This window comes from Streptomyces sp. NPDC048650, from assembly GCF_043199095.1.
Classification (GTDB): domain Bacteria; phylum Actinomycetota; class Actinomycetes; order Streptomycetales; family Streptomycetaceae; genus Streptomyces.
Window position 1 is genome coordinate 160,629 of sequence record NZ_JBICVM010000009.1, and the last position, 11,446, is coordinate 172,074.

Genomic DNA, 11,446 nt, shown 5'->3' on the forward strand with positions numbered 1-11,446 from the left:
GATCAAGGGGTGCTGCGAACCGTTGAGATCACCGCCGAACTGGCATTGCCGCTCCATAGCGAGCGCTCCCACAACCTTCACTGGCAGAAGAAGCTCGAGCTGAACCTGGACTGCTTCATCTGCGGGCGCACCGGGCGCATCACTCGCTTCGAACACGGCGCGGAACTGGCCGTCTGCACGGGTGACAAGAGGTCGCCACACCCCACCGCGGCCCGCATCGCCGGCTTCGACGTCACCAGCAGGCGGGACCGGCTGATACTCCGGACCGTCGTCGACTACTGGTGGGCCCCCTTCCATGACACCGAGCGGGACCGGCCGGCAACCGCGCTGACACGCGCTCCGTGGGTCCGTATCTCTGCGGGATACGACTGCCTCCAGTCGCACGAGACAGGGTCCTTCAGCATTCAGAGCAACCAGGTCCGCCCGGTGAACGAGGTCTGTGCCCACTGCGCGGCCCCGCTCGCCACCGACGCCCGGTCTCCGGCCATCCGACTGCTGACCTGAACCCGGCTACCGCCGAGACAGCCGACACCTCCGCCGGCCTCGACCGCCCCGTTGCCGGCCCGGACGACATCACCGCGGCCCGGCTGTCGGCTCACGTACGAGCCCTGCACCGCATCCGACGGCGCGGTCCAAGGGATGACCCGCCGGGGACTGCGGGACGGCCCTTGGACCGCGCTCATCACCCCCATGGCGACCGCCTTCGTGAACGGGGAGCTTCATGCCTGGGGGGAAAAGCCCCGCAGCCGCAGCGAGTTGCCGACCACGGAGATCGACGAGAACGCCATCGCGGCACCGGCGATCATCGGGTTCAGCAAGCCGGCCGCGGCCAGCGGCAGGGCGGTCACGTTGCAGAGGAAGGCCCAGAAGAGGTTCGACCGGATCGCGCCGAGCGTTCTGCGTGGTCGCAGTGTTCATCGTCGAGCCGCTCGCGCAACTTCCTTCGGGCGTACAGCAGTCGGACATGGGTCCTTCTGAGGAGTCCTGGACTTCTCCTGGACTTAATCTATACCCCTTGGGGGTATAGATTCTCCGTCATGAATACCCTCACCCTGTGTCGCCGGCGGAGAATTCGATGAACGCCCCTTTGAGGATCACCGCCTTCGCCGCCGTGCTGGCCGCCGCATGCGGCGCCGCTTACGGGGTGGGTGATGCCGTGGCCCCGATCGGTGGCGCAGCCGAACCCGCGACCCACGCAGGGCACGACCGCACCGATGCCCCGGAGGAGGAAGGGAAGGGGAGGAAGGGGAGCAGACGGGAGGCGGTCGCGACATGCCGCCGGGCGGGTTGCAGGTCGGAGAGCGGTTACCGCCTCGACCTCAGGACCCCGCGCGTTCCTGCGGCAGAGAAGTCCAAGCTCCGCTTCGTCATCCGTGACGACGCCGGTCGGAAGGTCACGGCCTACCAGCGCGAGCACGACAGGGAACTCCATCTGGTCCTCGCCTCGCGGGACTTGGGCACCCGCCGGCACCTGCACCCGACGCGGTCGTCGGACGGCACGTGGAGTGTCGACGCCGAACGTCCGGCGGCCGGCGCCTATCGACTCTTCGCCGACTTCACACCCACCGCCAAGGGGGCGAAACCTGACCCTGGGTGCGAACCTCGCCGTCTCCGGCAACTACCGTCCTGCCCCGCTGCCCCCTCCACGGCAGTCGCCAAGTTCTCACCCTCCGGCGAAGGTGTCACTTCCTGAACGCATTCGAGTGTGAGCTCCGTCAAGTGAATCGCGGAAAACGAGCAAAGATGGCAACTCTTGAGCGAGTTGTTGCGTCATCTGTTCAGAGTTGTCCTGTGCGATGCCCGTCCCTGACCGTGGCTTGGAGGCGGAGTACGCGGTCTTAAAGGAGAAGGTATGCGTCCGTTTGCGTTGAACTACGCCCGGCCGGTGGTGAAGTCGGTGGCCGCCACCCCGTACAACTACGACGCCACGCGGCAACTCAACGTCCTGCCCGACGGCCGACCCGCCACCAGCAGTCGGGCGGTCCTGCTGGCCACCGGCACCACCGCGTCCACCGCCGGCTCCAAGACCCACTTCGACGACTGAACGCCCATGACCGTTTTGGTCCTTACCTGCGAGGAAGACTTGACCGCGGACATGGTCGTCGCGGCCTTGCACGACCTCGGCGCGCCGCTCGTCCGCTTCGACCCCGCCGACCTGCCCGGACGGGTCGACCTCTCGGCGGACTACGCCAGTAACGGCTTTCACGGCTACCTCAGGACGGACGAGCGGATGGTGAGCCTGAGCAGCCTGCGTTCGGTGTGGGTCCGCCGGCCCGGCACACCGGGTGCCCTCGCAGAGGAACGGTCGACCTGGCTCACCGCGGAGTCCGAGCAGGCGCTCTACGGCATGCTCACCTCTACCCGGGCGCGCTGGATGAACCATCCGGCGGCGGCCGGACAGGCCCGTCACAAGCCGTGGCAGCTCCATGTCGCCCAGCAGAGCGGCTTCACTGTGCCCGCGACGCTGATCACCTCCTTTCCCGAGGTCGCGCGGCAGTTCGCCGCCACCTATCAGGACCTCGTGGTCAAGTCGGTCTCCGGGAAGCATCCTGACGACCCTCCGATGGTGCTGCCCACCACGCGTATCAGCCCTGACGCGGACTTCACCTCGGTCGCGGCCGGCCCGACCCTGCTCCAGCAGCACGTCCGCAAGCAGGCCGACATCCGGCTGACCTGTGTCGGCGGTCACCTCTTCGCCGCCCGTAAGGAAGCCGACTGCGAGGAGGTGGACGGCCGCTTCACGGAGAGCGGCGCCTGGAAACCCGCCGAAGTCCCCGACCACGTCCGCCGGTCGGTGGCCGCCTATATGGACACCGCTCAACTTGCCTACGGAGCATTCGACTTCGCCGAGGACCGCAACGGGACCTGGTGGTTCCTCGAATGCAACCAGGGCGGCCAGTTCGCGTTCATCCAGCTCGCCACCGACCAGCCCATCGCCGAGGACATCGCCGCATGGCTGGCAAGGGACCACTTCGCCTGACCGGCGTCACGAACGTGGCGCGGTCGCCGTCTGCGGCCGCTTCGCCCGGGGAGGGGCCCTGAGCCGACCGATCAGGCCCCGCCGGCATCGGGTACGAGGCGGGTGAAGGAGACCGGGAGGCTCTCCGGGCCGCGCAGGATGGCGTTCTCCCGGTAGGGCGGGGGGTCGGCGACCAGGCGGGGGGACTCCAGACGGCGGGCGAGTGCCGTCAGGGCGATCTGCGCTTCGGCCCGGGCAAGGGTGGCGCCGATGCAGTAGTGGATGCCGCCGCCGAACCCGAGGTGGGCGTTGTCGGGGCGGTCGGGTACGAACCGGCCCGGGTCCGCGAAGCGCTGCGGATCGCGGTTGCCGGCGGTGAGGAGCAGACGGACGCGTGAACCCTTGGGGATGGTGGTGCCGGAGATGTCGACGTCTGCCAGGGTGCTGCGTCCGGACATCTGCACCGGCGGGTCGTAGCGCAGTACCTCCTCCACGAGCGGAGTGGCGAGGTCGGGGTCGGCGCGCAACCGGGCGAGGGCGTCGGGGTGGCGCAGCAGAGCGAGGGTGCCGTTGGCGATGAGGTTGACGGTGGTCTCGTGGCCGGCGATCAGCAGCAGGCCGAGCGTGACGCGGAGGTCCACGGGGTCCATCGGGCCACCGGTGTCCTGGCCGTACATCAGGCCGGAGAGCAGGTCGTCGCCGGGGGCGGCGCCGCACCGTGCGATGAGCCCTTCGAGGTACTGCTGCAACTCGGCCCGCGCCTGCTGGAGTTCGCGGATCTCGTCCTCGGTCTGGGTGTCGATGGGGTCCAGGCCCCGGGTGAGCCGGCGGGCGAGGCCGCCGAAGAGGGATTCGTCCTCGCGTGGCACGCCGAGCAGCTCACAGATGACGGTGACCGGCAGGGGATAGGCCAGGTCGGCGACGACGTCCAGCTGTCCCGGCCGCTCGCTGGTGTGCGCGTCGAGCAGCCCGGTGACGAGTGCGTCGATGTGGTCGCGCATGCCCAGGACGCGGGGAACGAACTGCTGGGTGACCAGGCGGCGCAGCTGGTCATGGCGGGGCGGGTCCTCGACCAGCAGGCTCTTGCGGATCGGCCGCTGGTGTTCCGGGGGGAGCCGGTCGGCGCTGATACGCGGGTCGCGCAGCAGCTGGTTGATCTCGCGGTGACCGGCGGCCAGCCAGGTCCCGTCGTCCATGCGCACGATCGGCTGCCGGAGCAACTGCTCGTAGTAGGGGTAGGGGTTCGCGCGGTGCTCGTGGCGGAGGGCCTGGGCGAACAGCTCCGAGGCCGTGTGCTGGTGGGTGGTTGAGGTCATGGTGGAGCTCCCTCACTCGTGTCCGGCCAGGACGGAAGGGGTGGACGGGAAGGACGGGATGCACCCACGACCCGGTGCGGGGGTGGTGGGCCGGGGGAACTCTGCGTCGAGCGGGACGAGCCGGCCCGGCCCGTCAGCGGCGTTGAGCTCCGGCGGGAAGGGGGCTCCGGCCTCGATGAGGGGGGCGTATCCGTCCAGCACACGGGGGGAGTCCGCCGCGACGGCGGCGACCAGGCGGCCGGACCGACCGTAGGCGACCACGAAGCGCCGCTGGTCGAGCGATCCCTGGGTGAGGACGACCTGATCGGCCGGCGCGGGCAGTCCCAGGCACTTGAGGTTGACCCCGAACTGGTTGGACCAGAACGCCGGCAGGGGGCGGTGGGTACGAGGCGTCCGCGCCTTGTGGGTCATGTTGTGCGCGGCGGTACGGGCCTGCGCGACGGCGTTGCCCCAGTGGTCCAGGCGCAGGAGCTGCCCGGGGTAGAGGGGGTGCGGCCAGCGGGCGATGTCACCGGCGACGAAGACGTCCGCCACCGGTGTTCCGTCGTCGGCCAGGGCCCGGCAGGCGTCGTCGCACACCACTCCGCGGACGTCGGCGGCCAGCCCGGAGCCGGTCAGCCACTCGGTGTTGGCGAGGGCGCCGGTGGCGACCACGGCCACCTCGGCCTCCACTACGGTGCCGTCGGACAAGGCCGCGCGCCGCAACCTGCCGCGGGCATCGCCCTCCAGGGCCCGGACCGTGGTGCTGAGCCGCAGGTCCACCCCTGCGTCGCGGTACCAGTGCGACACGGCGCGGCCGATGACGCCGCCCAGCGCGCTCTTCAACGGGGTGCCGCCGCGCTGGGTCACGGTCACTTCGAGGCCCGCGTCGCGGCAGACCGAGGCGACCTCGCCGCCGGTGAAGCCGGCGCCGATCACCAGCACCCGGGACGGCTTGGCGGCCAGCGCCGCACGCAGCCGGTCGGCGTCGTCGCGGGATCGCAGCACATGCACCCCGTGCAGGGCACCGCCCTGCTGCTGGGGCCAGCGCCGGGCCCGGGTGCCGGTGGCGATCAGCAGCCGGTCGTAGGGCACCTCCCGCCCATCGGCCAGCGCCACCTGACGTTCGCGCAGGTCAGCGCCTTTTGCGGGGGTGCCGAGCAGCCAGCGGGCGTTGATGTTGCGCACCCGGGGCAGCACGGTGTGGTCGGTGGGCAGCCAGCCGGACAGGACCGCTTTCGACAGCGGCGGACGGTCGTAGGGCGCGTGCGGTTCGTCGCCGATGAGCGTGAGCTCACCGGTGAACCCTTCGTCGCGCAGCGCCTCGGCGGCACGCAGCCCGGCCAAGGAGGCTCCGACCACGACGGCGCGCTCGGGGCCGTTCATCGCGCACTCTCCGCGGTCAGGGGTGCGGGCTCGGTGGCCCGGCCCAGGGTGATGGCCTGGACGGGACATGCCGCGGCGGCCCGTTCGACCTCTCGGCGCATCCGTGGATCGGGCGCGTAGTCGTATTCCACCGCCTCCTCGCCGTGGAACCGGAAGACGGCCGGTGCCGCGTAGACGCACTGTCCGTAGCTCTGGCATCGGTTCAGATCCACGATGAGCCGGAGCTCAGCGGGTGGCGAATCGGTGGGCATTTTCGCTCTCCTCCCAGTTCAGCGGGGGTTCGACGGCTCGTCCCGGACTCGTGTGGGGCGCATCGGGACCGCCTGCAACGTCGATCGCATCCACCATTTGAATAGCGAGCACTATTCGGACTGTACACGCTATCGGCGCATTGACATAGTGTTCACTATTCGAATAGCCTTCGCGACATGAGTACCGAGCAGGACGAACCCGCGCGACAGCGGCTCACCCGTGCGGAGGCCAAGGCCCGCACCCGGCGACTGCTGCTGGATGCGGCGGCGCGGGTCTTCGCCCGCAAGGGCTTCGCCGGCGCCTCGGTGGAGGAGATCGCGGAGTCCGCGGGCTTCTCCATCGGTGCGCTGTACTCCAACTTCAGCGGCAAGGAAGCTCTCTTCCTGGAGCTGATGGCCGAACGCGGTCTGGGCCGCGTCGCCGAGGCCGCCCAGACCCTCGACCGCCACGAGGCGGGCACCGGGGAGGCCGCCGCCGAGCTGGGACGCCTGTTGGTGCACGTCGCCGACAAGGACACCGACTTCGCACCGCTCCAGGCCGAGTTCTGGCTCTACGCGGTACGCAACCCCCACGTCCTCGACACGATGGCCGGCGCCCTGCGCGAACCGCGCCAGGCGCTGGAAGGCTTGATCGGCACCTGGCTCGCGGAGCAGGGCGCACCCTCCGAAGTCCCGACCGACTCCGTGGCCACGGTGGTGGTGGCGCTGTTCCAGGGGCTGGTGCGCCTGCGGCGCGTCGATCCGGACGACGTTCCCGAAGAGCTCTTCGGCCAGGCCCTGCGATGGCTGTTCAGCGGCATCAACGCGGACCCCGCAGCGGCCCGCCCCGCAGACCAGGACTGACCGGTACGGCTTCCCGGATCGCCCCGCGGCCCGCCGCCGACGGCGGGCATCCCGGGCCATCCCGCGCACGCCGTTTCCACGGCCGGCCCCCGATCGCCCGCAACTCCTCCCGCAAGGAGCCGCATTCATGAACCCGCACCTGCCACGGCGATCAGCCGCCCGGGGCATCCGCAGGGGCTATGCCGTGGCCGGCGCGGTCCTCGCCTTCATGTGGCTGGGGGAGGCCGACGAGCCGGCCTGGGCCCACGCGGTGCGCGCCGCCTTCCTCCTGCTGCTCATACCGCCCCTGCTCCTGCGGACCGACCGCCGCCTCACCGCCGCGTTCTACGAGTCCGCGCGCCCCGGCCGGGCGCTCGCCCGGCTGATCACCGCCCGGCTCCTCATCGTCTCCACGGCCCTTGCCGCCGGTGCCCTCCTCGGCCGGCTGATGGACCCGCACGCCGCCCAGGACATCACAGCGCTCGGCATCCGGGTGCTCTGCGTCCTGCTGACCGTCCCGTTGCAGATCCGCGCCGCACACCGCGCCCGGGCCGGGGGTGTGCACCCCTCGGCCCGCCCCACCCTGTCGGCACCCCGGGTCATCTGCGCCAAGCTGGGGCTCGTCGCCGCCGCACTGCTGGCCCAGATGCTGATCGATCCCTATGTGGCCGACGCCCAGGTGCTCACCGCCGCCGCCATCGCCGTCATCGTGACCGTCCTGGGCCCCAGAGTCCACGCCCGGCTGCTGATCGCCCCCAACTCCCGGACCACCACGTCACCGCAGGCCGACTCCCGCGTAACGACGTCCTCATCCTCCTGCTGAAGCTGCGGGGAGTGCTGCCCCGAGAGGTGCCGTGACACCCGGACCCGAGGCGCCGGGCGCCGGACGCGGCCGGCTCGGGTGCCGGACGGGACGCCGTTCGGACCTGCCCAGGGTGCGAGGGCCAGGGTGGCGATGAGACTTGGTACATGGCAGAGCGATCGCGGACACGGACTTCGTCGACGGCCACCCGAAAACAGAAGGCGCCGGCGATCGGGCCCGGGGCCGCGGCGCGTGGTGCGGCCGAGTTGCTGCAGAGCCTGATCAGCCATCGTGCCGAGGGGGTGTCGGCCGTTCGGCGCATCGAGGGTGGCTGGTGTGTCGAGGTGGAGGTCCTCGAGCTGGCACGCATCCCTGACACCACGAGCCTGCTCGCCACCTACGAGGTGAAGCTCGACGAGCAGGGCGAGCTGCTCGAGTACTTCCGTACCCGCCGCTATCGCCGAGGCTCGGCCGACGAGTGAGCGCACGGTGCTCACGCGATGAAAGGACGTCAGTAGATGGCCGCCACGAGCACATATTCCGGCTTCGCCGGCGAGGTCGTCCCGTGCCCGCCCAGAGCGGGCACGTTGTACGACGTGCTGGAGCTCATCCTGGACCGCGGCATGGTCATCGACGTGTTCATCCGCGTGTCGCTGGTCGGTATCGAGATCCTCAAGATCGATGCCCGCATCGTCGTCGCCAGCGTCGACACCTATCTGCGTTTCGCTGAAGCGTGCAATCGACTCGACCTGGAGCGGGATTCGGGAAGTGTCACCGTTCCCGAACTGTTCAGCGGCCAAGCCGCAAAGAGCATCGGGAAGAGCAAGGTCAAGAAGGCTGCCAAATCCGTCGGCGACACCGTGCGCACCGCGGTGGGAGCGGGCGACGACTCGGATGAGGATTCCGAGGAGGAAGCGCAGCCGAGGCGCCGGCGCGCCCCCGCCCGGTCCGGAGCGGCTTCCCGCCGGCGCACATCCGGGGAGGACTGACCGGTGACGGACGACGGCGTCTACGTTTACGGGATCGTCCGTGCGGCGCATCCGGTGCCCACGGTTCTGCACGGGGTGGGCAACCCGCCCGGAGCGGTGACGACGATCGGCGCAGGGCGGATCGCCGCGGTCGTCAGCCCCGCCCCACCGCAGCTGCGCGCCCGCCGCCGTGACCTTCTGGCACACCAGGAGCTGCTGCTGACGCTGGCCGAGCAGGGGCCGCTTCTCCCCATGCGATTCGGAATGGTCGCGCCCGACGCGACGGCCGTACGCCGGCAGCTGGCGGATGCCGAGGATCGCCACCTGGCAGTCCTGGACCGGGTCGCGGACCGGGTCGAGGTCAACGTCAAGGCGATGCCGGCCAAGGACTCCCTCGTAGCCGTCGTCAAGGACGACCGCACCGTCCGCGAGCTGCGCGAGGCGGTGCGCCGCCGGCCGAGCTACGAGGCGAACGTCCGCCTGGGATCGGCCGTGGCGGCGGCGTTGTCCCGCCGGGCCGCCGAAGCGGGGCGCGATGCCGTACAGGAGCTGCGCCGTGCGGCTCATGCGGTCGCTGCCGGACCGGAGGTCTCCGGGTGCGTGGTGAACGTATCGTTCCTGGTCGGCCGGGATGACTGCGCCGGCTTCACCGAGGAGGTGCAGCGGCTGGCCCAGCGCCATCGCGACCGGATGGAACTGAAGGTCGCCGGCCCTCTCCCGTGCTACAGCTTCCTGGAGCCCGAGCACGTCGCCGAACGAATCGGCGCATGACATGGGGCTGATCAGCGGACTGCTCACCCTGCCGCTCGCCCCCGTGCGGGGCGTGACCTGGGTCGCCGGCCAACTCGCTGAGGCCGCCGATCGTGAGCTCCACGATCCGGCACTGATCCGCGTCCGGCTCGCCGCCCTGAACCAGGAGTACGAGAACGGCCATCTGTCCACCGAGGCGTTCGAACGCGAGGAGGACCGGCTGCTCGACCTGTTGCACGGGTGCTGACCCGGTACGTGCGACGGCGCGGCGGCGGGTGGGCCGTTCGGGCTGTTCCGGTGCTTCGCGGCGAGGGCGAAGACGGGCGGGACGCGGAGGCCACGGGGAGTACGGGGACGGGCGGTGGGGGAGGGGCCAGGGCCGCCAGGGGGACGCAACGCCGGTAGAAAAGGGGAACGGGAGGAATAGGTGACTACATGACAGATGTCGATTACCGGCCAGGCGCCGCTCCCGCGTCCGGTCCCAGTACGGCCAGCCTCGCCGACATTCTCGAACGTGTCCTCGACAAGGGCATCGTCATCGCCGGGGACATCAAGATCGACCTCCTGGACATCGAGCTGCTCACGATCCGGCTGAGGTTGTTCGTCGCTTCGGTCGATACCGCGAGGAAAGCCGGCATCGACTGGTGGGAGACGGATCCGGCGCTCAGCTCGAAGGCGGCCCGCAGCGCACTCCGTGACGAGAACCGCCGGCTGCGCGAACGCGTCGAAGCCCTGGAGTCCGCCGGCGACGAGGCATCGGCCGCCCCTCGGAAGAAGAGCGGGGCGGAGGCATGACGACGCAGGCACCCACCGGTATGACGCGCCCTGCGAGCGCGGGATCGTCCGACCACGCGAGGGCCGAGACCGCCGTCTACGTCTTCGCCGTGTGCCGCCGACTCGACCCCGCGGCCCTGACCGGAGTCCCCGGGCTCGCCGACGGCCCCCCGGTGCGCGCGCTGCCGTTCGGCTCGCTCACGGCGGTCGTCCAGGACGTACCGGCCGCTGAGTTCACGGAAGAGGCGTGGCACCGACGCCTCGGCGACCGCCGAGAACTGGAGCGCTGCGCACGAGCCCACCATGAGGTGGTCACCGCGGCGGCCTCCTGCGGGCCGACGGCGCCCCTCGCGCTGGCCACCCTCTACCACGGCGAAGAACGCGCGAAAGAAGCCCTCGGCCGGGACGCGGACCGCTTCGGCACGGCGCTGGACCGCATCGACGGCCGGGCCGAGTGGGGGGTCAAGGTCTATGTGTCGGCTACGCCCACCGAGCCGTGCGGAGGCGGACCTGCCGCGTCGCCGCGGAACGAGTCCGATGCGGGCGCCGGTGCCGGCCGCGCCTACCTGCAGCGCAAGCGCGGGCTGCACCAGGCGCGAGAGCAGCACCACGACCGCACGCTGCGGATCGCCGAGGACGTCGATGCCGTGCTGTCCGGTCTGGCGACGGCCTCCCGACGGCTCGGCCTGCACGGCCAGGAGGCGACGGGGGAGAGGCATCGGCTGCAGATCCTCAACGCCACGTACCTGGTCCCGGCCACGACGGACGGAGAACTCCACACCGCGGTGGGAGACCTGCGGCGTCGCACCGGGGCGCACATCGAGATGTCCGGGCCGTGGGTGCCGTACTCCTTCGTCGGGGAGGTGTGAGCCGTGCCGGCGTCGTCCCATGAGCCTGTCCCCTGGGAGACACCCGGCCCCCTTGCCGGTCCCGTCGGTGTCCCGCTGGTGGACCTGCTGGACCGCCTTCTGGCCACAGGTGTCGTCATCAGTGGCGACCTCGTCATCGCCATCGCCGAGGTTCCCCTGGTACGTCTCTCACTTCACGCGCTGTTGTCCTCGGTCAGCGAGCGTGTCCCCGCCCCATGGTCGGACGGAGGCCCCTTGTGACGGACCAGGGCGCACGGGCGGAGAGCCGCTTCGACATCGACCGCGACGAAGTGGGCCGCGATCTGGTCGCTCTGGTGCTGACCATCGTGGAACTGCTACGGCAGTTGATGGAACGACAGGCGATCCGGCGGGTGGACCAGGGCGACCTGAGCGACGCACAGGTGGACCGGATCGGCGAGACACTCATGCACCTCGAAGAGCGGATGACCGAACTCTGCGACCAGCACGGCCTCCGCCTGGAGGACCTGAACCTCGACCTCGGGCCGCTGGGCTCGTTGCTGCCCCGCGCCTGACTCGGCGCTCTTCGGGCAGCGCGGTGCGGCGGGGCGG

Annotated in this window: 16 protein-coding genes and 1 pseudogene; 13 read left to right on the forward strand and 4 right to left on the reverse strand. The window is 70.6% G+C overall.

The genetic code is table 11. From position 1 onward, the window contains the following. Positions 1-9 precede the first annotated feature (9 nt). Positions 10-504: a hypothetical protein gene (locus tag ACGFML_RS25305; protein WP_393547297.1), complete on the forward strand. Its 495-nt coding sequence runs from the start codon at positions 10-12 to the stop codon at positions 502-504. A gap of 215 nt (positions 505-719) precedes the next feature. Here ACGFML_RS25305 and ACGFML_RS25310 read toward each other — a convergent pair. Further along, positions 720-902 (reverse strand): annotated as a pseudogene (locus ACGFML_RS25310) (hypothetical protein); the annotation flags it as partial. Positions 903-1,852: 950 nt separating this feature from the next. Between ACGFML_RS25310 and tgmA the strand changes: the two are divergent. Together tgmA and tgmB are read left to right on the forward strand one after the other, a co-directional pair. Continuing rightward, entirely contained in the window at positions 1,853-2,044 is a 192-nt protein-coding gene (gene tgmA / locus ACGFML_RS25315) for a putative ATP-grasp-modified RiPP (protein ID WP_393547299.1), read from the forward strand. 6 nt (positions 2,045-2,050) lie between these two features. Further along, positions 2,051-2,980, forward strand: a complete 930-nt coding sequence (tgmB, locus tag ACGFML_RS25320) for an ATP-grasp ribosomal peptide maturase (protein WP_393547301.1) — start codon at positions 2,051-2,053, stop codon at positions 2,978-2,980. Positions 2,981-3,051: 71 nt separating this feature from the next. Here the strand turns inward: tgmB and ACGFML_RS25325 are convergent, their stop codons facing one another. From ACGFML_RS25325 to ACGFML_RS25335, 3 genes are read right to left on the reverse strand one after another with little or no spacing between them, the layout of a single operon-like run. After that, positions 3,052-4,275, reverse strand: coding sequence for a cytochrome P450 (locus ACGFML_RS25325; protein WP_393547303.1), 1,224 nt, complete (start codon positions 4,273-4,275; stop codon positions 3,052-3,054). Positions 4,276-4,287: 12 nt separating this feature from the next. After that, positions 4,288-5,640 (reverse strand): NAD(P)/FAD-dependent oxidoreductase, encoded by a 1,353-nt coding sequence (locus ACGFML_RS25330; RefSeq protein WP_393547305.1) that lies wholly within the window; start codon positions 5,638-5,640, stop codon positions 4,288-4,290. Next, positions 5,637-5,891, reverse strand: a complete 255-nt coding sequence (locus ACGFML_RS25335) for a ferredoxin (protein WP_393547307.1) — start codon at positions 5,889-5,891, stop codon at positions 5,637-5,639. The genes ACGFML_RS25330 and ACGFML_RS25335 overlap by 4 nt, the downstream gene beginning before the upstream one ends. Positions 5,892-6,068: 177 nt before the next feature. Between ACGFML_RS25335 and ACGFML_RS25340 the strand changes: the two genes are divergently transcribed. The 10 genes from ACGFML_RS25340 to ACGFML_RS25385 all read left to right on the forward strand — a co-directional run bounded on the left by ACGFML_RS25340 (position 6,069) and on the right by ACGFML_RS25385 (position 11,409). Continuing rightward, positions 6,069-6,734: a TetR/AcrR family transcriptional regulator gene (locus tag ACGFML_RS25340; protein ID WP_393547308.1), complete on the forward strand. Its 666-nt coding sequence runs from the start codon at positions 6,069-6,071 to the stop codon at positions 6,732-6,734. Between the two features lie 127 nt (positions 6,735-6,861). After that, positions 6,862-7,536 carry a hypothetical protein gene (locus ACGFML_RS25345; protein WP_393547310.1) on the forward strand — a complete coding sequence of 225 codons (675 nt, stop codon included), beginning with the start codon at positions 6,862-6,864 and terminating at the stop codon, positions 7,534-7,536. 146 nt (positions 7,537-7,682) lie between these two features. Next, a complete protein-coding gene (locus ACGFML_RS25350) occupies positions 7,683-7,997 on the forward strand; it encodes a gas vesicle protein (RefSeq protein WP_393547312.1) in 315 nt (104 codons plus the stop codon). A gap of 36 nt (positions 7,998-8,033) precedes the next feature. After that, positions 8,034-8,504 carry a gas vesicle protein GvpJ gene (gvpJ, locus tag ACGFML_RS25355; RefSeq protein ID WP_393547314.1) on the forward strand — a complete coding sequence of 157 codons (471 nt, stop codon included), beginning with the start codon at positions 8,034-8,036 and terminating at the stop codon, positions 8,502-8,504. A gap of 3 nt (positions 8,505-8,507) precedes the next feature. Next, the gene (locus ACGFML_RS25360) at positions 8,508-9,254 is read left to right on the forward strand and encodes a GvpL/GvpF family gas vesicle protein (protein WP_393547315.1); all 747 of its coding nucleotides are present in this window, start codon (positions 8,508-8,510) and stop codon (positions 9,252-9,254) included. Between the two features lies 1 nt (position 9,255). Further along, positions 9,256-9,480, forward strand: coding sequence for a gas vesicle protein GvpG (locus ACGFML_RS25365; protein ID WP_393547316.1), 225 nt, complete (start codon positions 9,256-9,258; stop codon positions 9,478-9,480). Between the two features lie 188 nt (positions 9,481-9,668). Next, positions 9,669-10,028: a gas vesicle protein gene (locus ACGFML_RS25370; RefSeq protein WP_393547318.1), complete on the forward strand. Its 360-nt coding sequence runs from the start codon at positions 9,669-9,671 to the stop codon at positions 10,026-10,028. After that, on the forward strand, positions 10,025-10,876 hold the full coding sequence (locus tag ACGFML_RS25375; RefSeq protein ID WP_393547320.1) for a GvpL/GvpF family gas vesicle protein: 852 nt from the start codon (positions 10,025-10,027) through the stop codon (positions 10,874-10,876). Before ACGFML_RS25370 ends, ACGFML_RS25375 begins: the two co-directional genes overlap by 4 nt. 3 nt (positions 10,877-10,879) lie before the next feature. Continuing rightward, entirely contained in the window at positions 10,880-11,116 is a 237-nt protein-coding gene (locus ACGFML_RS25380) for a gas vesicle protein (protein ID WP_393547322.1), read from the forward strand. Further along, complete coding sequence (locus tag ACGFML_RS25385; RefSeq protein WP_393547324.1) at positions 11,092-11,409, forward strand: gas vesicle protein K; 318 nt, start codon at positions 11,092-11,094, stop codon at positions 11,407-11,409. Before ACGFML_RS25380 ends, ACGFML_RS25385 begins: the two co-directional genes overlap by 25 nt. Positions 11,410-11,446 lie beyond the last annotated feature (37 nt).

Bases quoted from the DNA above. Each gene is read 5' to 3' on its own strand.
- ACGFML_RS25345 (WP_393547310.1), top strand. From the start codon at position 6,862: ATGAACCCGCACCTGCCACGGCGATCAGCCGCCCGGGGCATCCGCAGG.
- ACGFML_RS25375 (WP_393547320.1), top strand. From the start codon at position 10,025: ATGACGACGCAGGCACCCACCGGTATGACGCGCCCTGCGAGCGCGGGA.
- ACGFML_RS25365 (WP_393547316.1), top strand. From the start codon at position 9,256: ATGGGGCTGATCAGCGGACTGCTCACCCTGCCGCTCGCCCCCGTGCGG.
- ACGFML_RS25340 (WP_393547308.1), top strand. From the start codon at position 6,069: ATGAGTACCGAGCAGGACGAACCCGCGCGACAGCGGCTCACCCGTGCG.
- tgmB (WP_393547301.1), top strand. From the start codon at position 2,051: ATGACCGTTTTGGTCCTTACCTGCGAGGAAGACTTGACCGCGGACATG.
- tgmA (WP_393547299.1), top strand. From the start codon at position 1,853: ATGCGTCCGTTTGCGTTGAACTACGCCCGGCCGGTGGTGAAGTCGGTG.
- ACGFML_RS25330 (WP_393547305.1), bottom strand. From the start codon at position 5,640: ATGAACGGCCCCGAGCGCGCCGTCGTGGTCGGAGCCTCCTTGGCCGGG.
- ACGFML_RS25325 (WP_393547303.1), bottom strand. From the start codon at position 4,275: ATGACCTCAACCACCCACCAGCACACGGCCTCGGAGCTGTTCGCCCAG.
- gvpJ (WP_393547314.1), top strand. From the start codon at position 8,034: ATGGCCGCCACGAGCACATATTCCGGCTTCGCCGGCGAGGTCGTCCCG.
- ACGFML_RS25385 (WP_393547324.1), top strand. From the start codon at position 11,092: ATGGTCGGACGGAGGCCCCTTGTGACGGACCAGGGCGCACGGGCGGAG.
- ACGFML_RS25335 (WP_393547307.1), bottom strand. From the start codon at position 5,891: ATGCCCACCGATTCGCCACCCGCTGAGCTCCGGCTCATCGTGGATCTG.
- ACGFML_RS25350 (WP_393547312.1), top strand. From the start codon at position 7,683: ATGGCAGAGCGATCGCGGACACGGACTTCGTCGACGGCCACCCGAAAA.
- ACGFML_RS25370 (WP_393547318.1), top strand. From the start codon at position 9,669: ATGACAGATGTCGATTACCGGCCAGGCGCCGCTCCCGCGTCCGGTCCC.